The 23,718-nt window shown below is 68.7% G+C and carries 19 protein-coding genes; 12 read left to right on the forward strand and 7 right to left on the reverse strand.

Annotated elements, in window-relative coordinates:
- The first annotated feature begins 112 nt into the window (after positions 1 to 112).
- On the forward strand, positions 113 to 1,072 hold the full coding sequence (locus U0177_RS04020; RefSeq protein WP_409569305.1) for a GDP-mannose 4,6-dehydratase: 960 nt from the start codon (positions 113 to 115) through the stop codon (positions 1,070 to 1,072).
- 208 nt (positions 1,073 to 1,280) lie between these two features.
- Complete coding sequence (locus U0177_RS04025; protein ID WP_409569306.1) at positions 1,281 to 2,393, forward strand: sugar phosphate nucleotidyltransferase; 1,113 nt, start codon at positions 1,281 to 1,283, stop codon at positions 2,391 to 2,393.
- 206 nt (positions 2,394 to 2,599) lie between these two features.
- Here the strand turns inward: U0177_RS04025 and U0177_RS04030 are convergent, their stop codons facing one another.
- The 3 genes from U0177_RS04030 to U0177_RS04040 all read right to left on the reverse strand — a co-directional run bounded on the left by U0177_RS04030 (position 2,600) and on the right by U0177_RS04040 (position 6,815).
- Positions 2,600 to 3,331 (reverse strand): hypothetical protein, encoded by a 732-nt coding sequence (locus tag U0177_RS04030; protein WP_409569307.1) that lies wholly within the window; start codon positions 3,329 to 3,331, stop codon positions 2,600 to 2,602.
- Positions 3,332 to 3,718: 387 nt separating this feature from the next.
- Positions 3,719 to 4,918 (reverse strand): cysteine--tRNA ligase, encoded by a 1,200-nt coding sequence (gene cysS, locus U0177_RS04035; protein ID WP_409569308.1) that lies wholly within the window; start codon positions 4,916 to 4,918, stop codon positions 3,719 to 3,721.
- On the reverse strand, positions 4,905 to 6,815 hold the full coding sequence (locus U0177_RS04040) for a SpoIIE family protein phosphatase (RefSeq protein WP_409569309.1): 1,911 nt from the start codon (positions 6,813 to 6,815) through the stop codon (positions 4,905 to 4,907). The genes cysS and U0177_RS04040 overlap by 14 nt, the downstream gene beginning before the upstream one ends.
- A gap of 328 nt (positions 6,816 to 7,143) precedes the next feature.
- Here U0177_RS04040 and U0177_RS04045 point away from each other — a divergent pair, with 328 nt between their 5' ends.
- Positions 7,144 to 9,153 (forward strand): CapA family protein, encoded by a 2,010-nt coding sequence (locus tag U0177_RS04045; RefSeq protein WP_409569310.1) that lies wholly within the window; start codon positions 7,144 to 7,146, stop codon positions 9,151 to 9,153.
- A 109-nt stretch (positions 9,154 to 9,262) separates the two neighbouring features.
- On the opposite strand, the gene U0177_RS04050 is transcribed toward U0177_RS04045, so the two are convergent.
- Positions 9,263 to 10,648, reverse strand: a complete 1,386-nt coding sequence (locus U0177_RS04050) for a cystathionine beta-synthase (protein ID WP_409569311.1) — start codon at positions 10,646 to 10,648, stop codon at positions 9,263 to 9,265.
- A 349-nt stretch (positions 10,649 to 10,997) separates the two neighbouring features.
- On the opposite strand from U0177_RS04050, the gene U0177_RS04055 reads away from it, so the two are divergent.
- The 6 genes from U0177_RS04055 (at position 10,998) to U0177_RS04080 (ending at position 16,451) form a co-directional block, all read left to right on the forward strand.
- On the forward strand, positions 10,998 to 12,359 hold the full coding sequence (locus U0177_RS04055; protein WP_409569312.1) for a tetratricopeptide repeat protein: 1,362 nt from the start codon (positions 10,998 to 11,000) through the stop codon (positions 12,357 to 12,359).
- A 98-nt stretch (positions 12,360 to 12,457) separates the two neighbouring features.
- Positions 12,458 to 13,612: a hypothetical protein gene (locus U0177_RS04060; protein ID WP_409569313.1), complete on the forward strand. Its 1,155-nt coding sequence runs from the start codon at positions 12,458 to 12,460 to the stop codon at positions 13,610 to 13,612.
- Entirely contained in the window at positions 13,609 to 14,046 is a 438-nt protein-coding gene (locus tag U0177_RS04065; RefSeq protein ID WP_409569314.1) for a universal stress protein, read from the forward strand. Before U0177_RS04060 ends, U0177_RS04065 begins: the two co-directional genes overlap by 4 nt.
- Positions 14,047 to 14,145: 99 nt before the next feature.
- Complete coding sequence (locus U0177_RS04070) at positions 14,146 to 15,003, forward strand: alpha/beta fold hydrolase (RefSeq protein ID WP_409569455.1); 858 nt, start codon at positions 14,146 to 14,148, stop codon at positions 15,001 to 15,003.
- A gap of 219 nt (positions 15,004 to 15,222) precedes the next feature.
- Positions 15,223 to 16,011: an alpha/beta fold hydrolase gene (locus tag U0177_RS04075; protein ID WP_409569315.1), complete on the forward strand. Its 789-nt coding sequence runs from the start codon at positions 15,223 to 15,225 to the stop codon at positions 16,009 to 16,011.
- 8 nt (positions 16,012 to 16,019) lie between these two features.
- On the forward strand, positions 16,020 to 16,451 hold the full coding sequence (locus U0177_RS04080) for an ACT domain-containing protein (protein ID WP_409569316.1): 432 nt from the start codon (positions 16,020 to 16,022) through the stop codon (positions 16,449 to 16,451).
- Here U0177_RS04080 and U0177_RS04085 read toward each other — a convergent pair.
- Entirely contained in the window at positions 16,448 to 17,836 is a 1,389-nt protein-coding gene (locus U0177_RS04085) for a hypothetical protein (protein WP_409569317.1), read from the reverse strand. The two genes, U0177_RS04080 and U0177_RS04085, sit on opposite strands and share 4 nt — an antisense overlap.
- Before the next feature lie 378 nt (positions 17,837 to 18,214).
- Positions 18,215 to 19,249, reverse strand: coding sequence for a DUF2330 domain-containing protein (locus U0177_RS04090; protein WP_409569318.1), 1,035 nt, complete (start codon positions 19,247 to 19,249; stop codon positions 18,215 to 18,217).
- 200 nt (positions 19,250 to 19,449) lie between these two features.
- Here U0177_RS04090 and U0177_RS04095 point away from each other — a divergent pair, with 200 nt between their 5' ends.
- Entirely contained in the window at positions 19,450 to 20,724 is a 1,275-nt protein-coding gene (locus U0177_RS04095; protein ID WP_409569319.1) for a hypothetical protein, read from the forward strand.
- Positions 20,725 to 20,967: 243 nt separating this feature from the next.
- Here U0177_RS04095 and U0177_RS04100 read toward each other — a convergent pair whose 3' ends face one another.
- Positions 20,968 to 21,996, reverse strand: a complete 1,029-nt coding sequence (locus U0177_RS04100) for a zinc-binding dehydrogenase (RefSeq protein WP_409569320.1) — start codon at positions 21,994 to 21,996, stop codon at positions 20,968 to 20,970.
- Positions 21,997 to 22,123: 127 nt separating this feature from the next.
- On the opposite strand from U0177_RS04100, the gene U0177_RS04105 reads away from it, so the two are divergent.
- Together U0177_RS04105 and U0177_RS04110 are read left to right on the forward strand one after the other, a co-directional pair.
- A complete protein-coding gene (locus U0177_RS04105; RefSeq protein WP_409569321.1) occupies positions 22,124 to 23,167 on the forward strand; it encodes a bifunctional metallophosphatase/5'-nucleotidase in 1,044 nt (347 codons plus the stop codon).
- Positions 23,128 to 23,523, forward strand: coding sequence for a hypothetical protein (locus U0177_RS04110; RefSeq protein ID WP_409569322.1), 396 nt, complete (start codon positions 23,128 to 23,130; stop codon positions 23,521 to 23,523). Before U0177_RS04105 ends, U0177_RS04110 begins: the two co-directional genes overlap by 40 nt.
- Positions 23,524 to 23,718 lie beyond the last annotated feature (195 nt).

Below are 23,718 nucleotides of genomic sequence, written 5' to 3' on the forward strand. Positions count from 1 at the left end.
GCGCACTACGGCCCACCGCGCCTGCGATAATGGAACGCAAATTGCAAAATCGTCAGCCAGGCGGTACCGGCTATTACTTGCACGCTCATAGGCTTTCCGCTATAGTACCCCTATGCGCGCACTTATTACCGGTATCAATGGCTTTGTTGGCGGCCACCTGGCCGAGCACCTGCTCGGCGAGGCCGGCTGGGAAATATGGGGGCTCGCCCGCCAGGCCGAGCTAAAGCTGCCACAGCTGCGCGGGCACGTGCAGGTGCTCGCGGCCGATCTGAACGACCCCGGCGCGGTGCTGGCCGCGCTGGCCGATACCCGGCCCGACGTAGTGTTTCACCTGGCGGCGCAGTCGAATGTGCCGCGCTCGTTCGACGACCCCGCCGGCACGCTCGCGACCAACGTCGCAGCGCAGCTCAACCTGTTTCAGGCGGTGCTGCAGCTGCGGCTCGACCCACTGCTGGTGGTCGCCAGCAGCAACGAGGTGTATGGCCACGTCCGCCCCGAGGATCTACCGCTGAACGAGCGCACGCCGTTCAGCCCGGTGAACCCGTACGCCGTCAGCAAGGCCGCCCAGGATCTGCTGGCCTACCAGTATCACGCCAGCCACCGCCTGCGCACCCTGCGGCTGCGGCTGTTCAACCATATCGGCCCGCGCCAATCCGAGCAGTTTGTGGTCTCGGCGTTCGCCGCGCAGATCGCGCGGATCGAGGCCGGCGCGCAGCCGCCAGTGATCCGCGTCGGCAACCTGGCGGCCGAGCGCGATTTTACCGACGTGCGCGATATCGCCCGCGCCTACGCGCTGGCGGCGCGCGCCGGCCAGGTGCCGAATGCCTATAACGTCGGGGCCGGCCGCTGCGTCAGCGTGCGCTGGCTGCTCGACACGCTGCTGTCGCTCAGCTCGCAGCCGATCAGCGTCGAGCCCGACCCGGCGCGCATGCGCCCGGCCGATGTGCCGCGCGTCGTGAGCGACTCGGCGCTGTTCCGCCAGCATACCGGCTGGCAGCCGCGCATCGCGCTCGAAGACACCCTGGCCGATGTGCTGGAATACTGGCGGCAGCAGGTGCGCGCGGCGCACTAGCTCTCACGCCCGCATAAACACAGGGGTGGCGCTGCCGCCCCTGATCCTTTTTCTGGCCCGCGCCGCATGAAAAGCCTTGACGGTGGCAGGCTGGATGCTACACCGTTACGAGGTACAAGCGTAGATTTTGTAATAGCCAGGTTCTATCAAATCATATAATCGGCTGGTATATGTTCCATCACAGCCGATGTTTATGGAGGAAACAAAAATGAAAGCCGTAATCCTCGTGGGCGGCCTGGGCACGCGCCTGCGGCCACTCACCTGCAATACACCCAAGCCGATGATCCCGCTGCTGAACCAGCCGTTCATCGAGCACATGATCGAAAACCTACGCGACCAAGGCATCAGCGAGGTCATTCTGGCGGTGCAGTACCTGGCCGACCGCTTTCGCGAGACGCTGGGCGACGGCGCGCGCCTGGGCGTGAAGGTGCATATCGTCGAGGAGCCCGAGCCGCGCGGCACCGCCGGCGCGGTGAAGAATATCGAGCATATGCTCGACGACACCACATTTGTATTCAACGGCGACGTCATGACCGACCTCGACTTGCAGGCCATGCTGGCGTTCCACCGCGAGCACGAGAGCAAGCTGACAATCGCGCTGACGCCGGTGGAGGATCCCACCGCGTTCGGCCTGGTCGAGACCGAGGCGAGCGGCCGGATCACGCGCTTTCTCGAGAAGCCACGGCCCGAAGACGTAACCACGAACATGATCAACGCCGGCACCTATATTCTCGAGCCAGAAATCTTCCGCTATGTGCCGCCCGCGCAATATTATATGTTCGAGCGCGGGCTGTTCCCTGTGATGCTGCAGACCAGCGACCCCATGTTCGGCTACCCGTCGAACGCCTACTGGACCGACGTAGGCAAGCCGTCGGCCTACCTTGAGGTACACCACGATATTCTGATCGGCAAGGTGCGCTACAAGTTTCGCGGCACGCCGATCGCCGACCGAGTGTGGGCCGAAGGCGCGGTGCAAATCCACCCGTCGGCGCAGATCGTCGGGCCGGTGATGCTCGGCGCGGGCGTAGTGATCGGCGCTGGCGCCAAGATCATTGGGCCGACGACGATCGGCGCGCGGACGACGGTGGGCGCCGACGCGGTGATCGAGGCTTCGGTGCTGTGGGAGGGCAACGAGGTTGGCGCGGGCGCGGTGCTGCGCTCGTGCGTGGTGGGCCGCGGCAACCGCATCGGCGCCAAGGCGCACATCTCCGACGGCACGATCGTCAGCGATAACTGCACGATCGGCGGCGAGAACCGGCTGGAGCGCGGCATCCGGATCTGGCCAAGCACCGAGCTAAAAGATCAGGCGATCTCGTTCTGATACGCTGTTCGCTTGATCACGTATAGATCGTGTTGCACTACGTGGCTTCGCCACGTAGTGCAACACAATAAGAAATGGGCGGCTTCGCCGCCCCCAAACCCCCACCAAAGTGTCAGTCATCAAGCGAATTTGGTATAATGCCCTGCCCGGCTTCGCCGGGCAGGGCATTACAAATAGGAGTTACATGCGTGCGTGTTTCGGCTTCCTCACGGTAGAGATTGAGCCTGCGGCAGCACGGAGCTTTGAGCCAATACCGCTAGCGGTAGCCGACTAGCGCCCTGCTGGCGCAGGGCATCGTTCACCTTGTCGAGCGCTTCGCCGGAGCCAATGCGCCGCTCGGCGGAGCCAGCCGCGGGCGCGCTGCCGGCGGACGGGCGCGGGGCAGCCGGCGGCGGCGCGGTGGGGCGGCGCGGCGGGGCAGCGGGGCGGCCCAGCAGGCTCATGGCCCCGCGACCGATCACCAGCACCGTCACCACCGCCGCCGCGCCCAAGAACAGCCAGGGCATGGCGGTGTTGATCAGGTTTGCCAGCAGATCGGCCTTCACGGTGGTGGCGAAGCTGGCCTGCGCAGTGGCGTAGCGCAGCAGGAAGCCGACAATCAGCAGGCCGTTCACGAGCCCGAGCAGCGCGCCGGCCATGCGCTGGCCCACTGGGCGCTCTTTCGGCCGCGCCAGCAGCATACCGCCGCCATAGCCCACCACCAGCACGCTCCAGAGAAACAGCAGGCAGCTTACCAGCAGCGTGGTGCGCGCCTGGTCGCCCTCCACCAGCCGGCTGGCCAGGCTATTTCCCCAGCGTACGCCCCAAAAGTCAACCAGCGCCGCGCCCGCCAGCGTGCCGAGCAGCGCGATTGTGCCGCGCCGCAGATCGCGCGCATAGCCGAGCAGCGTCAGCACCAGCAGCAGCACCGATATCCCAATCGTAAGTGCGAGCGCCATTGCAGTGCCCTTTCGTGTGTGGGTAGTACACTGTATTGTAGCACACTCCGTTTGATCGCTTTCTTTTGCGATGCCCTGCCCAGGGCTCGTGCAACGTCTGTCGACCCCTCCCCTGTCAGGGGAGGGGGTTAACACATCTGGCTGTGGTGCGGTCGCGGCGGCGACCGCACCACACAGCCAACAATATCCCCCTCTCCCGCGCGCGGGAGAGGGGGTAAGGGGGAGGGCCGACGTTGCACGAGCGCTGATGCTCTGCCCGGCTTCGCCGGGCAGAGCATCGCAAAAAGAACGTACGCAGCTGCCTTGTTCGGCGGCACATGCCTGCGGCAGCGAGGGTGGCGGTTTCGGCTTTGCCGAAACCGCCACTGTAGCACATCGCCCGCGCTGCTACTCGGCGGCCCAGAAGCCAAATACGCCGGCCATGGTGCGCAGCGCAGCCTGGGCATCGGCCACGGCATGCCCCTCGGCGGCGGCGGCAAGGATCGCGCCCGACAGCTGATCGAGCTGCGCGAGCGCCGCCGGCAGCTGCAGGTCGTTATCGAGCGCGGCGAAGTATGCATCGCGGGCGCCCGCCGCGTCAAGGGCCGGGCCGCTGCCGCCTGAGGCGGCCAACGCGTCGCGCAGGCGCGCCAACTGAGCTTCGGCCGCCACAACGCCGTCGCGCTGGTAGTGAAAATCGTCGCGGTAGGGGAACGACAGCAGGTACCAGCGCAGCGCGTCGGCGCTATGCTGGTTCAGCGCGTCGCGGATGAACACCATGTTGCCGAGCGACTTGCTCATCTTCTCGCCGCCGAGGAAGGCCATGCCGCCGTGCATCCAGAAGCGCACAAACGGCCGCTTGCCGCTGTACGCCTCGGTCTGGGCGATCTCGGAGGGATGGTGCGGGAAGATCAGGTCGCGCCCGCCGCCGTGAATATCGATCTGCTCGCCGAGGTAGCGCGTCGACATGCTCGTACACTCGATATGCCAGCCGGGCCGGCCAGGGCCCCACGGGCTCTGCCAGGTAGGCTCGCCGGGCGCGGCCGCCTGCCACAGCACGAAATCGAGCGGGTCGTTCTTGTTCGGGTCGTCGGGGATGTTGCCGCGCTCGTTGGCAACTTTGAGCATATCGGCGTAGCCCAGCCGCGTCATGGCACCATACTCAGGGTCGGTCTTCACGCTGAAGTACACGCTGCCGCCGCGCTCGTACGCGTGGCCCAGCGAGATCAGGCGCTCGACGATCGGGATCATATATGGAATCTCGTCGGAGGCCTTGGGGAAAAACGTGGGCGGGATGAGGTTCAGCGCCCGGCAATCGCGCACGAACTGCTCGGTCTCGTGGCGGGCAAGCTCATCCCAGGCCACGCTGTCGCGGCTGGCGCGCTCGAACAGCGGCGTATCGACATCGGTAACATTCTGGCAGTAGCGCACCTCGGCGCCAAGGTGGCGCAGGTAGCGGATCAGCACATCGAAGATCAGAAAAGTGTGCGCGTGGCCGATATGCGTGGTGTCGTAGGGCGTCACGCCGCAGACATACAGCGTGAGCGGGCGGTCGGAAGGGATTTCCAGTGGCGCGATCTGGCCTCTGAGAGTGTCAAATAGTTGCATAGGAGATGGTCTGATCCTCTTCTAATGCGCCACTCTCCGACGCGATCGAAGGGCGCACTGCGACAATGGTAATATCGTCGTGCTGTTCCATATCGCCCATATGCGTTTGCACGCGCTCAAGCACCATCTCAACGAGGTCGCGCACATCGTAGGGCTGGGTTTCGTTGAGCGTCGCCTCGAGCCGCTCGAAGCCGAACAGCTCGCCTTTGGCGTCGTGCGCTTCGACCACGCCATCGCTGAGCAGCAGGAGCATATCGCCGGGCTCGAAATGCACCGTCTGCTCTTGGTACAGCGCGCCGGCGAACGAGCCAAGCGGCAGCCCGCCAACCTCGATGAACGAATTGCCGTGCTTGCTCACGAGCACCGGCGCGATCATGCCGGCGTTTGCCACGCGCAGCGTCTGCTCGCGCGGGTCGACGACGACAAACAGCAGGGCGGCGTTCATGTGGTTGGCGCGCAGGCGCGGCGCCAGCAGGTTATTCAGCGCGGTGAGCACCTGGGCCGGGTGCTCGATCTGGCGGCTCTGCGACTCGACGGCGCTGGCGGTGAGCGCCATCAGCAGCGCCGCGCCCACGCCCTTGCCCGAGATATCGCCGATCGCGATCGCCGCGCGCCCCTCGGACATCGCCAGGTACGAGTAGAAATCGCCGCCGACCTCGTAGGCCGGCAGCGAGCGCGCGTACACCGCAACCTCGTCGCCGTTCCAGGGTGGGCGGTCGGGCAGCAGGCCGATCTGGATATCGCGCGCCAGCGCCATCGAGCGGCGCAGGCGCTCGTTGCGGCGCTCGATCTCGGCCAGCGATTCCTGCAGGTGCTCGGCCATGCTGTTGAACGTGCGCGCCAGCTCGCCCATCTCGTCGTCGCCCAGCGCGCCAATGCGGTAGCTCAGATGGCCGGCACCCAGGGCGGTAGCGCCCTGGCGCAGCGCCTCGAGCGGCCGCAGAAACTGGCGCGCCTGGCGGAAGGCCCAGCCCAGCGCCAGCGCGCCCACCAGCACCACCAGCAGCCCAAGCAGCAGAATGCTGGTGCGCAGGCCGACGAACGCCGTCGCCGTCGGCTGCTCGACCACCACCGTCCAGCCGGTGTTCTCGTTGCCGTCGTTCACAATCACCGGGGCCTGCGCGCCGATCACGTCCTGGCCGCGCGCGCCGCTATACTGCACGGCCTGGTCGGTCGTGCTGATCAGCGCGGCGATATCGCTTGGCGGCACAAACCCCGGCCGCCCGTCGTCGAGCAGCACGCGGCCATCGGGCGCCGACACCAGGTACGGGTAGCTTTTGGAGTTCGCGATGGCGATCGCCAGATCGTGCGCCAGCGGCTCGGCGCTCAGCTCGACGCGCAGGGCGCCGACGATGGTGTTGGCGTCGTTGCGGATGGGCATGGTAACGATAAACGAGCGCACATTGTCGGCGTTGCGCGCGATCGGCGTGTAGCTCACCAGGCCCTGGCGCAGCGCGCGCTGCACCTGCGAGTCGGCGCCGCGATCGTACAGCTGGTCGTCGGGCAGGGCCAGCAGCTTGATCATGTGCAGCCGCTCCTGGCCGGCGCTGTTCATCAGCACCAGGTCGAGGATGTTCGGGTAGTTGCGATTGACCAGGTCGTTGGCCAGGGTGGTGATCTGGGCCGGGGTAGTGCTCGGGCGCACCTTCAGCGCGAACTGATCGAGCTGGTTGCGCAGCTCTTCGAGGTAGCGCGAGACATCAAGCTCGACGCGCTTTGCCAGATCGACCTGGTCGCTATACACGCTGCGCTGCTGCGCATTGGCGTTGAGCGCCAGCAGCAGCCCGCCCACAATCAGCAGCGGCAGCGTCGACGAGATCAGCAGCGACCAGCGCAGCCGGTTGGCAATGCTGGTGCGGACGCCGGCAGTCGAGTCATCGGCAGGTTGGCGCGGCAAACGTAACCGCCAGAAGCTCGGACGGCGCATGAGCGGCTCTCAAATGGGGGTACAACCACTAAACGGGTTTCAATTATAGCACATGATGGCGATTTCGGGAGCCTTTATGGTATACTCGCACAGGGCTGGTACAACGTCTTTCGACCCTCTCCCTACCCCTCCCCTGTCAGGGGAGGGGAAACACATCTGCGCTGTGAGGTGCGGTCGCGGCGGCGACCACCTCACCCTCCCCCTCTCCCGCGCGCGGGAGAGGGGGTAAGGGGTGAGGCCGACGTTGCACGAGCCCTGTATACTCACAGCGTTTCTGCCAGATGGAGCGAGCGCGAGCATGCGTACACGAGCGGCGCCCCTGCTGTGGCTCTGGCTAGCGGCGCTGCTGGCCGCCGGCCCCGGCACGGCGCGCGCCCAGCGCGCCGATGGGCTCGACCAGCCGCTGCTGAGCGCGAATACCTGCGGCGCGGGCGGCCCCGGCGAGGTGCAGTTCACGCTTGCCGCCACCGGCGACACATTCCCGCACGAGAACATCCAGGCGGCGGCCGAGGCGCAAGGCTACGACTACCTGTTCGAGCGGGTGCGGCCATTTCTGCAGGCGGCCGACCTGGCCTACACCAACTTCGACGGCGCCATGCTCGAGGGCAGCCCGCACAGTGGCTACCCGGCGTTCAACTACAGCCCGCAGCTGGCTGCCGCGCTGAGGCGTGCCGGCATCGGCCTGGTGTCGACCGCGAACAACCATATTCTCGACCGTGGGCCGGAGGGGCTGGACGCGACGCTGGATGTGCTGGCGCGCAATGGCATTCAGCAGCACGGCACCGTGCCGAGCAGCGCCGCCGGCCAACCGCGCCCGCCCTACCTGCCGATCACGCTGAGCCGCGACGGCGCGCGCCTGCGCGTGGCGTTTCTGTCGTTCAGCTGGGGCACCAACGGCATCGCCGACCCGCACAGCCAGGTGAACTTGCTGTGGCAGTCGAACGAGTACGGCCAGCAGGGCGGGGTGCGCCAGAGCGTGCTCGACGCCGTGGCGCAGGCGCGGCGCGAGGCCGATATCGTGATTGTGGCGGCGCACTGGGGCTACGAGTACCAGTTCTACCCCGACGCGACGCAGATCGACGGCGCGCGGCAGATCGCCGCAGCCGGGGCCGATATTATCCTCGGCGCCCAGCCGCACACGCTCCAGCCAGTCGACATTATCGACGCGGGCGGGCGCAAGACGCTGGTGATCTACTCGCTGGCGAACTTTCTGGCATCGCAGGGCGCGTTTCAGGCCGAAAGCTTTAGCGCCACCTCGGCGATCTTCTACGTCGGCATCATCCGTGCCGCCGACGGCCGCGCGCGCGTGAGCGGCTACCGCTACCTGCCGACGATCCACGTCGACGGCGACACCCGGCCGGCGCCCATCCCGGCGCAGGGCTACGACGATGTGATCGCGCACGTGCGCGCCGAGATGCGCGACCCCGGCGGGGCGCGCCAGCTGCCGCCTGATCCGGCGGCGCTGCGCGGGCCGGTGCAGGTCTGCCCGGCGTATACGCTGCCGGCCGCGCCAGATCTGCCAATCGGCGGCGATTTCGCGCAGTACCTGGCCACACTGGGCGGCGCCGCACCACGCCCGGCCGGCGACGCGCAGGTGGTTTTGGGCGCGCCGCTCGGCCCGCCGGCGCCAGGGCTGGCCGGCGATTGCCGCACCAGCACCACGGTGCTGCTGACCGAGCGCCAGCGGCTCGAGCTGCACCCCGATCTGGATTGGCCCTACCGCGTGTCGGGCACGCTCGTGGGCGTGGCGGCGTTCCGCCGGCTCTACGGCGATGCGCCGATTGCGCGCCACGGCAGCGCCGACGGCGACGGCATCGCCGACGCGCGCTTCCGCGCGTTTTTCGCGGCCTACGGCGGGCTGCCGGTGTTCGGCTACCCGATCAGCGGGCTGCTGCGCGAGCGCGACGCGAGCGGGCAAGCGCTGACGGTGCAGTACTTCGAGCGTGCGCGCTTTGAGCTGGCAGCCGGCGCGCCGCCAGACGCGCCGCTGGCCCAGCAGGTGCGGCTGGCAGCGCTGGGCCGCGAATACACCGAGGCGTGCGCCGCACCAGCAACCCTGCCACAGCCGGCCGCACCCGCTGCCACGCGCGCAGGCCCGCCGCCCGCGCCGAATACGAATCTCGCCGCCAGCGCTCCCGGCCGCGCGTGGTGGTTCTGGCCGGCGCTGGCGCTCAACCTGCTGCTGCTGCTGGCGACGCTCGGCTGGGGCGCGCGGCTATGGGCCAAGGTGCGCGCGCGCCGCCGCGCGCCAAGCGACGGCGAGCTGCTACGCGAGCTGCTCGCGCGCGACACACCGCCGCGCGAGTGAGCCTGGCGCAGGGTGCAACGGCGGCGCGCCGCTGCACCCTGCCCTTCCTGGCAGCTTCCCAGGTACAAACAAGCCATAGCGCCCGTGAAATAGAGAGGAAGCTGCTGCGCTAGCGCCCACGGCTGGCCAGAAAATCGATCAGGTCGATCTTGGTGGCGATCCCCACCACCCGGCCGCTGTCGACCACCACCACCGCCGCGCTGCGCCCGAAGATCGGCGTCAGCTCTTCGAGCGGCATCGCCGGGTCGACCGTGGCGACCTCGTGGGCGTGCAGGTCGGCGATGGTGTGGTCCATCGCCCCGCCGGAGAGCAGATAATCGAGCAGGTCGCCCTCGCCGATCAGGCCGTGCAGCCCGCCCTGCTCGTCGAGCACCGGCAGCTGCGAGATACCGTGGGTCTTCATGAGGCGGATCGCCGCCTCAACGCTGGTATCGTGCCCGGCCGAGATCACCTCGCGCGGCCGCGCAGCCAGCAGATCGCCGACGGTGGCAGGCTCGAGGAAGCCATTCTCGCGCATCCAGTTGTCGTCGAAGACCTTCGACAGGTAGCGCGAGCCGCTGTCGGGCAGCAGCACCACCACCAGATCGTCTTCGCCGAGGAAGGCGCCATTGCCGCGCAGCCACTTGATCGCGCCAGCCGCCGCCAGGCCGCACGATCCGCCGCAGAACAGGCCCTCCTCGCGCACCAGCCGGCGGGTCATGCTGAACGACTCGCGGTCGTTCACCTGCACCACGTCGTCGATCAGATCGAAATCGAGCGTGCTGGGCAAAAAATCTTCGCCGACGCCCTCGACCTTGTAGGAGTGCGCCGGGCCAAGCTCGCGCGTCTGGAAATAATGCTGCAGCAGCGAGCCGACCGGGTCGACGCCAACGATCTTGATCGCCGGATTCTGCTCTTTGAGAAAGCGCGCGGTGCCGCTGATCGTGCCGCCGGTGCCCATGCCGGCGATGAACGCCTTGATCCGGCCGCCCGTCTGGCGCCATAGCTCGGGGCCAGTGCTGCGATAGTGCGCCTCGGGGTTGGCCGGGTTCCAGTACTGGCCGGCCAGGATGGCGTTGGGAGTTTCCTCGGAGAGACGGCGCGACACCGAGTAGTACGAGCGCGGGTCGTCGGGCTCGACGGCGGTAGGCGTGATCACCACGCGCGCGCCAAACGCGCGCAGCTGGCGGATCTTCTCGTCGCTCATTTTGTCGGGCATCACAAACACGCACTTGTAGCCCTTGATCGCCGCAGCGATCGCCAGGCCCACGCCGGTGTTGCCGCTGGTACCCTCGACGATCGTGCCGCCGGGCTTGAGCCGGCCCTCGCGCTCGGCCGCCTCGATCATCGCCAGGCCGATCCGATCCTTCACGCTGCCGCCTGGGTTGAGAAACTCAACCTTCGCCAGCAGGGCCGGCCTGACGCCGCGGGCGACCTTGTTCAGCCGCACCAGCGGCGTATTGCCAATTGTATCCAGCACGCTATCTTTGATGTCGAGCGTATCCGTTGCGAACATGCCGTCGCCTCCTGTACTACTATATGCTGCTCGCCAGCGAGCGCGCGCTACACCGCGCCAAAGTGGCAGTATGGTACCACGGATCGGCGGGCCACAGGGGCCGCACGGCTAGCCTACGGGCAGAACCTGTAAGCCATTACACTTTCGGCGGGCATGAACGCGATCGATCCCTTGCTGGCGCGCCAGCGTAAAATCTAACTGTTGACCGTAAAACTCGGGTGTGGTAGAATAGCCCAGATGAACCGCGTTCTGTTGTAGCATATTGCATTCTGACCTCGCATAATCCAGGATTCGCGACCAGCACTGTAGCGTCGTGGCGCCAGCCCGATGCACGAGGAAGGAGCTTCGCATGGCGGAGTCCGATACGATTCTCCAGCTAGGGATCGAGGCCGCGCGCGAGGGTAACCGCGAAGAGGCGCGCAACCTATTTGGCTTGCTGACGCGCCAGGATCCCACCAACCTGCAGGCGTGGCTATGGCTGGCCGGCGTAGCCGAAGGCCCCGATCAGCGTCGTGCCGCGCTGGAGCATGTGGTCGAGCTCGACCCAACCAACGAGATGGCGCTAAAGGGTTTACAGGCGATGGGCGTGAAGCCCACCACCAAGCTGGATGAATCGGCCGCTCCGACGGTGGCCGGCGCCGTCGCGCCCGCGCCGGCCGAGGCGCCGCCCGCACCCGCGCGCGAGCTTTCCGACGAAGAGCGCTACGCCGCCGAGCTGGACTCGGCCTTCGACGACTACGACGCGCTGCCGCGCGCCGAGGTGCCGGCGCGCGAGCCAGTCGGCGACGCCGACGCGCTCGACGCAGCGGCGGCTGGCGATCGGCCGCGCGGCACCTCACGCGGCACCGCCCGCGAGCGCAGCGCCGCGCGCCGTGGCAGCACGCCGATCCGCTCGGGCGACGACGACGACGATCTCCGCGCTGCGCCGGTGCGCGGCGGGCCGAGCCCGCTGCTGCTGGGCCTGCTGGGCCTGATCGTGGCAGTGCTGGCGTGCATTGTGATCTACTCGTTTGTGTTCCGCGGGCGCGGCACGAATGTGGCGACCACCGCCACGTCGGCCGCCGCCACGGCGAAGGCGGCAGGCGGCGCGCTGCCGACTGTGTCGCTGCCAGGCGGCACCGGCGGCATCAGCAACACCGGCGGCATCAGCAACACCGGCGAGATCTCGAGCACGCCGACGCTCTCGAACACCATTCCGATCGCGACGAACAACCCCGCGCCAACCCAGGCGCCGGCCACCAGCGCACCAGCGCCGGCAGGCCAGCCGATCCCGCCCGCCAGCGCCAACCCGAACCTCCAGCCGGTGCCGATCGGCACCATCCTGCAGGCCAACGGCTGGTCGTACACCTACCCGAACGCCAGCTACGTGGTGGCGGTGGGCAAGCAGGCCGGCAGCTTCACCGCGCAGGGCACCTACCTGCACGTGCTGGCCTGGGCCGCCAACAACACCGGCGCCGACCAGCCGCTGCCGGCCGGGTTCTTCGCGCTGAAAGACGCGCAGGGCAATGTGTACCAGGCCCAACCGCAGGTGTCGAGCGCGCTGGTGCAGCGCGGCATCAACGCCGATGTGGGCCTGGAAGACGCGATCCCGGCCAATGGCGTGCAGACAAGCGTGTACCTGGTGTTCGACGTGCCGCCCGGCGCGCAGGGCCTCACGCTCTTCGCCGCCGGCAAGAACGACCAGGGCTGGCCGCTGAACGTCGTGCCATAGCGCAGGCGTAGATGCTCACAAGAACCGAGAGCCAAGAACCAGCCGGCCGTTGCGGTTCTCGGTTCTCGGTTTTTGGCGCTTTCTGATGACGAGGCAGCGTGACGGACGACCCAAACAATCCCACGCTATCGACCGATAAGGCCATGGCGCTGCTCAGCCGGGCCAACCGCGCGCGCCAGAGCGGCGACGTGCCGGCCGCGCGGGCGCTCCTGCGCGCGCTGGCATCGCAGCGGCCCGATCTGCCGCAGATCTGGCTGGCGCTGGCGGCCTCGGCCGAGACGCGCGCCGAGCAGCGCCACGCGCTCGAGCGGGTGATCGCGCTCGACCCGCAGAACCCGCTGGCCCAGCGTGGCCTCGAGCGCATGGGCGCCTCGCCGGCACCACCACCCGCTCCCGAGGTCGCTCCATCGCCGCCCGCGCCCGAGGTCACTCCATCGCCGCCCGCGCCCGAGCCGGCGCCTAGCCCACCCGAAGCCGGCGTCGGCGCGGCGCCATCGCTCACGCCCACACAGCCCTCGCCCGAAGAGCAGGCCCGCGCGATCCGCTGGCCGCTGTATGTGGTGATCGGCGTGGCGCTGCTGATTGTGCTGCTGGCACTGTGGTGGCTGCGGCCCGGCGCGGATGCCCCGCGCGCCACACTCCCCACCGCGTCGCCATCGCTGCCGGGCGCCACGCCGGCCCTGGCCAGCGCCACGCCGGGCCTAGCCGCGCAGCCAGGCTCGCCGCCCGCCGATACCCCGCCGGCGCTTTCAGCGTCGCCGTCCCTGGCCCTGCCGGCCACCGCGCCGCCAACAGCCGCGCTGCCTACGCGGCCAACGCTGGCGATCGGCCAGGTTGTGCAGAGCGGCGAGTGGCACGTCGCGCTGCTGCGGCCCGAGGACGCAGTGCTGGTCGACGGCAGCATCGGCGCGTTTCAGCCGGCAGGCCGCTTTCTGCTGGCGCTGGTAGCGATCGGCAACGACGGCACAGCGCCGGCGCGCATCCCGCCCGACCTGCTCGTGCTGGTCGATCGCGCTGGCAAGCGCTACCCGGCGAACCCGGCGATCTCCAGCGCCTACCTGGCGGCATACGGCCGTGGCCAACACGGCGACCTGAGCATGGAAGAGGCCATCCCCGCCGACGGCGGCAACAAGAGCATCCCGCTGATCTTCGACGTGCCGCCGGACGCGCGCGATCTGCGGCTGCTGGTGCAGGGCGCGCCCGCCAGCTGGCCGGTTGGCAGATCCTCGGTTTCGACGAGCCCTGCGCTATGAGCCAGCAGCCCGCTCCCGAGCCGGAATATCTGCCGCCGCCGTGGGTGGGCGCAGCGCGCGTGATGGTGTGCGTCGGCTATAACCCCGTGTCGCAGCGGCTGATCCAGCGCGCGGCATTCCTGGCGAATGCGCTTGGCGGCGACCTGCTGGCAGTGCACTTCCAGATCGGCGAGAGCGACGCGCCCGGCTACCAGACAATGCTGCAGCACAATCTCGAGATAGCCCGTCGCCTCGGCGCAGTGGTGAAGATCGAGCCGTGCAGTGTGCTGGCCCAGTCGATCGCCCAGTTCGCGCAGGCCAATCGTGTCACGCACATTGTGATGGGCGAGTCGGCGCGCAGCCGCCTTGAAGAGGTGCGCCGTGGCTCGCTGGTGCGCCAGGTGCTGGGCGCCAGCCAGGGCATCGACATCTACATTGTCGCCGACCCGGCCTGAGCAGCCGCGCGGCGCCGCTGACAAAGCCCAAAGACGCTGCCTGGCCGGATGGCTGTGGAAACGGCCGTAGCGTGCCCAGGCGCCGGCGAGTATAACTTGATGATACCAAGCCCGAACCATCAGGCAAACCTGGCCCCGGCCGAGCCGCCGGGCGAGCAGTTCGCCGAGCGCAGCCGCATGCGCTACCTGAGCGCCGGTGCCAGCGGGCCGCCAATGCTGCTGCTGCACGGCTGGAGCTCGTTCAAGGAGATCTGGTGGTCGACGCTGCTAGCGCTGGCGCCACACGCGCGCGCGTTCGCACCCGACCTGCCGGGGCACGGCGATACGCCGCTGCTTGGCAGCGTACAGATGCATCAGATCGCCGGCCGCGCCGCGGCGCTGTGCCAGGAGCTTGAGCTGCCGCCGGTGGTGCTGGTGGGCCACTCGATGGGCGGGAACATAGCGATCGAGCTGGCGCTGCGCTACCCCGCGCTGGTCGAGCGGCTGGTGCTGGTAGACCCGGCGGCCCAGCCGAACGCGATGCCGTCGTTCACGCGATCGTACCTCGACCCGCTCGGCGGCTGGGCGGCGCTGCGCGCCAGCATGGCGCTGGCGCGCCCGCTGAACCTGGTGGCGCAGTACGTGCCGCACACACACGGCGGCGGGCTGGTGCGCCCGGCGCTGCGGCGTGTCGCCTACATGGCACGCCACGACGCCGACGCGCTGCGGGCGCTGCTCGACGGCCTGTTCGCCAACCCGATCGGCGGGCGCATGGCCCAGCTGAGCCTGCCCACGCTGGTGATCAGCGGCGAGTTCGACCCGCTTGTGCCGCCGGCGCTCTCGCGGCAGGTGGCCGCCGCGATCCCCGGCGCGCGCTACACGGTGGTGCGCGGCGCGGCGCATAACCCGATGGACGAGCGGCCAAACGAGTTCGCGCGCGTGCTGCTCGAGTTTCTGCTGGGCAGCTCGCGCGCGTGAGCCGGCCCGCAAGCCATAGAGCAATCATCTACTAGATTGTGCTGTATAGATTGTGTTGCCCTGCGTGGCGGAGCCGCGCAGGGCAACACAAAAAGAAATTCGGGGGCGGCGAAACCGCCCCCAAACCCCCACCAATGTGGTAGAACAACCCGGCGCGCTGCGCCGCTGTGGCGAATAGGCCTAGCGGCACGGCGCCCACCAAGCACCACGGGCAACAGCATGGACTTCGCGCGCAAAACCATCCTGGTGGCCGGCTCGCTGCCGGTGCGCCTGAGCGTGATCGACACCGGCCCAAGCGAAGGCGCGGCGCGCGGCACGATCGTGTGCATCCACGGCGCGGGCGGCAATTCCGAGCAGTGGAAGTACCAGATCGCCCACTTCAGCCGCCACTACCGCGTGATCGCGCCCGACCTGCGCGGGCACGGCCAGTCCGATCGGCCCGACTCGGCCTACTCGCTCGAAGAGTTCCTGTGGGATTTCACGCAGACGCTCGAGCAGCTGAAGGTGGCCGAGCCGTTTGTGCTGATGGCGCACTCGTTTGGCGGCCCGATCGCGCTCACGTTCGCGGCGGCCCAGCCGCAGCGGCTGAGCAAGCTGGTGCTGATCGCCACCGCGCCCGAGATGCACCTCAACCGCTTCTACGAGCTGCTGCTGCGCCTGCCGCTGCCGCTGCGGCTGATCGACCGGCTCAAGCCGGTGCTGATGCCGAACTTCTTCGCGCCGCTGTTTGTGCTGCAGCGCATCCTCTCGGGCACACTGTTCCCGTGGCGCGGCTGGGGCCTGCTGCCGACGATCACCACACCAACGCTGATCGTCGGCGGCCAGTTCGATTTTATCGTGCCGGTGGCGACGCTGCAGCGCACCCACGCCGAGCTGCCAAACTCGCGCTTCGAGCTGATCCGCTACGCGCGCCACCTGCCGCAGATCGAGCGCCCCGACGCGGTGAACCGCCAGATCGAGGGTTTTGTCGAGCGCCGCCGCAGCTGGCGCGGCGAAGACGAGGAGTGAGGAAGACGATGAGCGACCCGCGCGTGCCCGAGATTCTGAGCCGGCGCCCCTGGCGCGTGCGGCCCGAGCGCTTTGTGCTGGTAGGGCTGCCGCCCGGCGCACGCGCGCCCGCCGCCGAGGCATTCGCGCGCGTGCGCTCGCCCTTCGCCCAGCTGATCGTCGAGCCGGATATGATCACGCTGACGCTGCCCGAGGACGAGTGGGCCGTGCTGGGCCAGGCCTTCGGGCAGGCCCAAGCCGAGGCGCCATTCCGCGCGATCTCGTTCGAGGCCGACCTTCCGGCCGACCTGGTCGGCTTTCTCGCGGCGGTCGGGCGCGCGCTGGCCGAGGCGCACGTGCCGATCCTGGCAGTCTGCGGCTACGCCAAAGACCACCTGCTGGTGCGCGAGCGGCACCTGCCCGCCGCGCTCGACGCGCTCGAGCGGCTGGCCGGCGGCTAGCGCGCCACCGGCAGGTAGGTGCGGGCGATCGGCAGCCCGGCCAGCTCGCGGTACACCAGGTAGGCCGGCCGCACCTGATCGGGCGTGCCGTCGGGCGTGTAGCACACGCCACCCTCGCAGGCGCCGCTGGTGAAGCGGATGCGCACTACCCCCCACATCTGCGCGTTCGCGCCGTCGGCGGGCGGGAAATCCTCGTACTTGAACCAGAACACATTCGCAATATCGCCGCGCGCCGCCAGCGACGTGTAGATCTCGCGCATGAAATCGGCCTGCGCCGATGGCGCGCCTGGCCCGCTATTCTTGTAGAACGCGAGATTATAGCCGATCTCGGTGATCCACAGCGGCCGCCCGCCATCGCCCAACAACACGAGCGTGTCGCGGATCTGCTTGATGCGCGGCAGGATTTTGATGTACACATCCTGGTACATGCCGCTTGCCTGGGCGCGCGGCGTGATCTCCTCGGGGTAGGGGTGGAAGCCGACGCCATCGACCGGGTAGGCGCCATTCCAGGGCGGCAGGTTCTGCGGGCTGTTCTTGAAGTCGCTGAAGGCGCTCTGGTACATCGCCTGGAGGTACTGCTCGTCGGTGTACGTAAAGGTTTCTTTGGTGCGCGGGTTGTCGCGACGCGCGCTGGTGCCCTTGGGGTGCAGCCCGCCGAGGATGATCTGCGTGTCGCTGGGGCAGAGCGCGGCGGGCTGGCTGGCGTCGGTGTTCTTGCAGATGCGGTAGAACTTGGCGTGGATGCGCGCGACGTACGCCGGGTTCAGGCCGGCGTAGTCGAGGCCGGCGGGCAGGCCGGTGCCGTCGCCAAACAGCCGGTTCATCTCGTTGAAGACCTCAAAGGCGTGCACGCGGCCGGCCTGGGGATCGGCGCCATTGTAGTGCGCGGCGATGCGCAGCGCGGCGTCGAGCCAGTGGCGCATGTACGGGTTGGTGCCGTAGCCGTACTTCGGGTCGGGGCTGGCGTCGGGCGCGACGCGGTTCAGATCGGCGGGGTTGTCGGCGATGATGTTGGTGGCCAGCAGGCCCAGCACCTTCAGGCCATAGCGCGGCGCCACCGTGCCGATGAAGTAATCGTAGCGCGCGAAATCGGCCTCGGGCGCGGCGCCGCGCATGAACTCGATCCGCACCCAGCGCACGCCGGCGTTGGCCAGCAGCCGGCCCATGGTATCCTGGAACGCGCGGTTCGGCTGGCCAGGGAAATCGGGGTTGCTGGCGAAATCGTAGAATGGGTCGCGCACGACCATGCCCATGAAATCGGGGTTGGCGGCGCCAGGCGCGGCGCCCTGAGGCGCCAGCGCGGCCGGTTGGCTGGGCGCGGCGGCGGCCGGCAGCGCCGCAAGCAGCGCAAACAGCAGGAGCGCAGCAAAATACAAGCGAGCCATATCGACCTTTCCTCTCCACCGGGAGACCATGCTCCCCTGGTTAAGACGTGCAGGTGTAGTATATGGTCGCGGTGTGGCCGCCTGAATGATGGCGCGCTTACATAGATTGAGGGTTGATTACAGTTTATAGCAACTTCTTTAAACGCTGCCCTGGCCGGCTTCGCCGGCCAGGGCAGCGTTTAAAGCATATGACTTTCGCAGCTAGCCGGTTCAGCCTTCGGCAGAGCGGTACTATGCTCCGTATCGTGTGCGATTTTCCGCGCTCCGCGCGGAAAACCGCACACACAGATAGCTGAGTACCATGCTGCCGCAGGCAAAAGCGCCCGATTGAGGGAGCCGAACAAGGCAACTGCGTAGGTTCTAAAGCAACGGATCGAATCAGTCCTCCTGATCGTCGGGGTCGGGGCCGGCGATGGCATTGATGCGGCGGCGCAGCCCCAGCGCGAAGCCAAACGACACCAGGCTGGCGATGAACACCAGCACCACGCCAAAGATCGGCCCGGCCATGCTGCGCGCGCTGGGCGCGGCGCCCGGCACGTACACCACCCGGCTCTCGACCTTGCGGAACGGCGCGTCGTCGGGCGCCTGCTCGGCCACGAAATCGCGCGTGAGCGCCGCAGGATCCAGCGCCGCGCCGCGCAGCTTGGTGAGGAACGGCGCGCGCAGCAGGCCGGCGAACTCGGCCGGCGGCGCCGGGCTGAGCTGCGATGCCGGGCCGGCGTACTCCAGCGCCAGCGGCGCGACTGCGACGCGGTGATCGGCCGCGATGTACAGCAGCACGTCGAGCGGGCGATCGGCCAGCGCGCCGAGGCGCATCGGGTAGACGATCCGATCGGAGCTGAAGGCCATCCGCAGCGGCGCGAGCGCGCCATTGGCCGGGCGATCGGGCGCGAGCTTCACCGCCACGAACTTCCAGCCTTCGTCGATATACGCCTGGAGGATCGGCTCGGCGCCGGCCGGCGCGCGGTAGCCGTTGGCGTCGAGCCAGGCGCGCAGCGCGTTCGGGTCGTCGGCGGCGAGGCGCGCGACATCGTAGCCGCCGATGCGGTCGCGGCCAAGCACATTCACCCCGCCGGCGGCGCTGCCGGCAGGCGCGCCATCGGATGGCGAGGGCACCTCGGTGATGCGCAGCTCGGGCCGGGTGGCCTCGGCCAGGTAGTCGAACAGGTCGGCGCGCTCGAGCACGCCAACCTCGGGCGCGGCCGGCACCGGAAAGATCACCGCCGCGCCGGGCTTATCGGCCTCGAGCTGCACGCTGGCGATGATCTGCTCGCGGCCGTTGGCGAATGTGATCAGCGCCTGCTCGGAGGGGATGCGCGCCGCGAGCGGCATCCCGCAGGCCAGCGCCCCCGCCGGCAGCGCCAGCAGCAGCACCGCAATTCCTAGCACGACTAGGCTGTTTTTCACGCGCATATGCCTCATTTTATCGCTTTTTTGACACCTGTGTCATCAATACGTCATGTACCGGTCTAGGTCGTTATACAGCGGCAGGCCTATGATGATCTGACAAAACTATGAGATTTTGCTGAAAGCAGCTCCCAGCACTCCATTCTAGCAGAAAGTTGCATCGGCACAGTAAAGACATGTTGGTTTTGTAACGAGGAGCTTGTGGTATGGTACGACATGTCCGCACACGTCGCTTCGCAGTTGTGTTCGCGCTAGGGCTGGCGCTGGTGGTAGGGCTATACGTGCGCCAGTCGGCGGCGGGCGCGCTCTACTTCGTGCATGGCCCAGCCAGCGCGGCGTGCGACCGCACCGGCCAGACCGAAATCGCCAGCTACCAGGACGACATCTTCGGCTCGGAGCTGCACGGCTTCTGGGATCAAGAGCCGGTGACGGTGAGCTTTAGCTTCCCCGACGGCCAGATCTTCAGCCCCGACGCGGCCTACCTGCTCGACGGCGTGGTGAACATGCCGACGAACTTCACCACCGACTACAAGGCCGACGTAGCCGGCGACCTGTACTTCGAGTACCCGATCAGCAACAAGTGGCCCTACGGCTGCTACCAGATGACGGCGTACGGCAACCACAGCGGCCAGACGGCGATCGGCTTTCTGGTGGTGGCGCCGCGCCCGAGCGCGCAGCCAGGCGCCAGCCCAGCGCAGCTGGCGGTGTGGAAGAACGGCACATTCGAGGCATCGGCCGAGCACGACGCGCTGGTGAACATCCACGGCACCGGCTTCTACCCGAACGAGCAGGTCGGCGTGTGGATCACGCAGCCCGACGGCTCGGTGCTGGGGTACCCGACGCAGGTGGCCAGCGACGCCGGCAACATCGAATCGACCTTCCAGTTCACCAGCGCGCACCAGACCGGAAAGTACACCTTTACGGCCTACGGGCTGACGAGCAAGTACCAGGTGTTCGCGCCATTCGAGCTGCGCGGCCGCCAGTCGATCCCCAGCGGCTGGGCCGAGCTGCGGGTGGCCTTCCCGGCGCTGGCCGAAACCAGCCAGAACGGCCAGGCGATCGCGGTGTCGGGCACGCTGTTTAAGCCGAACGAGCCGGTGGGCCTGTGGATCACCCTGCCCGACGGCGGCGTGCGCGGCCTGCCGACGCAGCGGGCCGACGGCAACGGCGATTTCTACGCGGTGCTGGCGATCGACGAGCGGCTGCCAGTGGGCAGCTACAAGCTCACGGCCAGCGGTGTCGAGAGCGGGCGGCTGCAGATCGTCGACTTCGACGTCGATGGCGGCACGTTTATCGGCACGGCGCCGGGCGCGCCCGAGGAGCCCGACACGCCGCTGATCGAGGGCAGCAACCTGGGCGGCGGCACGCTAGGCGGCCCGACCGGGCTCGAGATCTCGGTTGGCGCGGCCGGCCCCGAGCAGACGCCGAAGGACACGCAGACCTGCACGAGCCCGACCAGCCTGTGGACGCGCAACTGCTGATCGCAAGTAGGGCCGAGCGAGCACGGCTGCCGCTGCGCCGGGTGGAGGAACCACCCGGCGCAGCGGCGTTTTCTCTGCCGGCCACTGCGCGCCGAGCCGCAGGATGCCGCCGCGCCGCTCAGAAATAGTCTGAGAAGTAGCCACCACGACACGAAGACACCACGATCGTGTATGTCGTGTTGATGCTTTTTCACGTATGATCGCTTGGCGCCTTGGTGGTAAACCGCCCGTTCGGGCAGAGGCTCATGGCTCGAGCACAAGCTTGCCGAACTGCTCGCCGGCCCCGAGCAGCCGCTGGGCCTCGGCGCCATCGCGCAGCGGCATCACACGGTCGACGATCGGCCGCAGGCGGCGGCTGAACACCAGGCCCATCACCGCCTCGAACTCGGCGTAGGTAGCCATGGTCGAGCCGATCAGGCTGACCTGGTTCCAGAACAGCAGGTTCAGATCGGTCTCGGCGAAGCGCCCGGTGGTAGCGCCGAACGTCACCAGCCGGCCGCCCCGGCACAGCGCGCGCATGCTGCCGGCCCAGGTGGCCGGGCCGACATTTTCGAGCACCACGTCGACGCCGCGCTTGCCGGTGCGCCGCCAGATCTCCTTGGAGAAATCGACCTCGCGGTAGTTGATCGTCTCGTCGGCGCCGAGCTCGAGCGCGCGGCGCTCTTTCGCGGGCGTGCTGGTGGCGGCGTAGACATACGCGCCGGCAAGGCGCGCGATCTGGATCGCCGCCGAGGCCACGCCGCCGCCCGCGCCAAGGATCAGCACGCGCTCACCGGCGCGCAGCCGCGCCTGGGTCATCAGCGCGCGCCAGGCCGTCTGGTAAACCAGCGGCACGGCCGCGGCCTCGGCAAACCCGAAGTCGTCGGGGATGGCGTACAGGTTCGCGGCCGGCGCCACCGCGTACTCGGCCAGGCCGCCCGGCACGTGCTCGCCAAACACGTGGAAGCCGGCGCACAGGCACTGCTGGCCGGCGCGGCAGTACTCGCAGCGGCCGCAGCCCAGCGAGGGGTTGATGATCACCCGGCGGCCGACCCAGGCCTCGTCGACGTCCTCGCCGACGGCCGCGACCACGCCGGCCACGTCGGAGCCGCCGATATGCGGCATGGCCAGGCGCAGCCCTGGGATGCCCTGGCGCACCCACAGGTCGAGGTGGTTCAGCGCCGCCGCCTTCACCTGCACCAGCGCCTCGCCCGGCCCGGCCACCGGCTCGGGCACGCCCGCGTAGCGCAGCTGCTCGGGGCCGCCGTGCTCGTAGAATACCAGTGCGTGCATTGTTTTCTCCCGTTCTTGCTTTCCCCGCCGCGACTGCATGACTATAGCATAGAACCGGGCGTGCTATTATGTTACGCGAGTTACGCGGTGCGCGTTTTTGCCTTCGGCAGATATGATAGGAGAGCTGATGCGATCGATCACGATTCTGCATACCAACGACATCCACGCCCGGATCGAGGGCCTGGCGCGCATCGCCACGCTGGTGGCGCGCGTGCGTGCGGGCCAGCCGGGCACGCCGGCGCTGTTCTTCGACGCCGGCGACAGCGAGGACACCGCAGTGCGCCTGAGCAACCTCACCAAGGGCGCGGCAATGCACCGGCTGCTGAGCGCGGCCGGCTGCGACGCGGCGGCGGTGGGCAACGCCGCGCCGCTGCGCTACGGCCCCGAGGTTCTGGCAAGCCACGCGGCGGCGGCGCGCTACCCGCTGCTGCTGGCAAATGTGCGCCAGCCCGACGGCGCGCCGCTGCCAGGGGTGCAGCCGAGCCTGCTGATCGCGGCCGGCGACGCGCGCCTGGGGCTGATCGGCCTGACCGCCGATATGGAGGGCGACTACACGCGCTGGTTCGGCCTGGCCACCCCCGAGCCGCTGGCGCTGACGCGCGAGCTGGCCGCCGCGCTGCGCCAGGACGGCGCCGACGCGGTGATCGTGCTTTCGCACCTGGGCCTGCGCGCCGACCGCGAGCTGGCCGCTGGCGTGCAGGGCCTGGCCGATATCATTATTGGCGCGCACAGCCACGACCTGCTGCCCAACGGCGAGCTGGTGGGCGGGGTGCTGCTGGCGCACGCCGGCGAGTACGCCCAGCACCTCGGCCGGGTCGACCTGGCCTGGGAAGGCGAGCGGCTCGTGGCGCGCGCCAGCGTGCAGCCGGTGCCCGACGACACGCCGCCCGCGCCGGCGGTGCTGGCCGAGGCGGCCGCAGCCGAGGCCGAGGTGGCCGAGTTTCTCAGCACGATCATCGGCGAGCTGGCCGACCCGCTCGACTTCGCGCCGGACCGCGAGTGCGGCGTGGGCAACCTGCTGGCCGACGTGCTGCGCGAGCGCATGGGCGCCGAGGTGGGCCTTGCGGCCGTGGGCCAGGCCTTTACCGGGCCGCTGCCGGGCGGCCGCTGGCCTGGCTGGCGCTGTGGGATGTGTGCGCCAGCCCGGCCAACCCCGGCGTGGCGGCGCTGAGCGGCGCGCAGCTGGGCGAGCTGGTGCGGCGCGGGCTCGACCCGGCGTTTGCCGCCGAGCGCCCACGCCAGCTGCGCGGCCAGCCGCGCGGGCTGTTCCACCTGAGCGGCGCAAGCCTGCGCGACGGCCGGCTGCTCGTCGGCGGGCAGCCGCTCGACCCGGCGCGCGAGTACCGCGTAGCCGCCACCGACTGGGAGTTTGAGCACTATGGCGGCTACACGCCGCGCGAGTGGGGCCTGCGCGCCGAGTTCGACATGCGGGTGATCGTGCGCGAGGCGATTGAGGCGTACCTGGCCGCCCACCACCCGGCGCGCGTGCCGCTGGGGCGCCTCGGCGCCGGCCCGGCCGGCGGCTGATCGGCGGGGAGCCATGCGGGCTGAAACGACGCCGCGCCGGCGAGCAGCGCTTGGCGCACATGCCTCAGGGCAGCGCGGCACGTGCCGCCGCGCCACGAGGCATGCACCACCGGCGCCGGATTCGAGCTGGCGCATTTTTATAGCCTCCCGCCCCGCGCGCGAAAATAGAGTATACTACTCATGCCCCGCACTGCC

The sequence above is a fragment of the Kouleothrix sp. genome, assembly GCF_046328425.1.
Classification (GTDB): Bacteria; Chloroflexota; Chloroflexia; order Chloroflexales; family Roseiflexaceae; genus Kouleothrix.

What these genes read in the sequence shown, in the direction of transcription:
- U0177_RS04020 (WP_409569305.1), top strand. Translation starts at nt 113, where the DNA reads ATGCGCGCACTTATTACCGGTATCAATGGCTTTGTTGGCGGCCACCTG.
- U0177_RS04025 (WP_409569306.1), top strand. Translation starts at nt 1,281, where the DNA reads ATGAAAGCCGTAATCCTCGTGGGCGGCCTGGGCACGCGCCTGCGGCCA.
- U0177_RS04030 (WP_409569307.1), bottom strand. Translation starts at nt 3,331, where the DNA reads ATGGCGCTCGCACTTACGATTGGGATATCGGTGCTGCTGCTGGTGCTG.
- cysS (WP_409569308.1), bottom strand. Translation starts at nt 4,918, where the DNA reads ATGCAACTATTTGACACTCTCAGAGGCCAGATCGCGCCACTGGAAATC.
- U0177_RS04045 (WP_409569310.1), top strand. Translation starts at nt 7,144, where the DNA reads ATGCGTACACGAGCGGCGCCCCTGCTGTGGCTCTGGCTAGCGGCGCTG.
- U0177_RS04050 (WP_409569311.1), bottom strand. Translation starts at nt 10,648, where the DNA reads ATGTTCGCAACGGATACGCTCGACATCAAAGATAGCGTGCTGGATACA.
- U0177_RS04055 (WP_409569312.1), top strand. Translation starts at nt 10,998, where the DNA reads ATGGCGGAGTCCGATACGATTCTCCAGCTAGGGATCGAGGCCGCGCGC.
- U0177_RS04065 (WP_409569314.1), top strand. Translation starts at nt 13,609, where the DNA reads ATGAGCCAGCAGCCCGCTCCCGAGCCGGAATATCTGCCGCCGCCGTGG.
- U0177_RS04070 (WP_409569455.1), top strand. Translation starts at nt 14,146, where the DNA reads ATGATACCAAGCCCGAACCATCAGGCAAACCTGGCCCCGGCCGAGCCG.
- U0177_RS04075 (WP_409569315.1), top strand. Translation starts at nt 15,223, where the DNA reads ATGGACTTCGCGCGCAAAACCATCCTGGTGGCCGGCTCGCTGCCGGTG.
- U0177_RS04080 (WP_409569316.1), top strand. Translation starts at nt 16,020, where the DNA reads ATGAGCGACCCGCGCGTGCCCGAGATTCTGAGCCGGCGCCCCTGGCGC.
- U0177_RS04085 (WP_409569317.1), bottom strand. Translation starts at nt 17,836, where the DNA reads ATGGCTCGCTTGTATTTTGCTGCGCTCCTGCTGTTTGCGCTGCTTGCG.
- U0177_RS04090 (WP_409569318.1), bottom strand. Translation starts at nt 19,249, where the DNA reads ATGCGCGTGAAAAACAGCCTAGTCGTGCTAGGAATTGCGGTGCTGCTG.
- U0177_RS04095 (WP_409569319.1), top strand. Translation starts at nt 19,450, where the DNA reads ATGGTACGACATGTCCGCACACGTCGCTTCGCAGTTGTGTTCGCGCTA.
- U0177_RS04100 (WP_409569320.1), bottom strand. Translation starts at nt 21,996, where the DNA reads ATGCACGCACTGGTATTCTACGAGCACGGCGGCCCCGAGCAGCTGCGC.
- U0177_RS04105 (WP_409569321.1), top strand. Translation starts at nt 22,124, where the DNA reads ATGCGATCGATCACGATTCTGCATACCAACGACATCCACGCCCGGATC.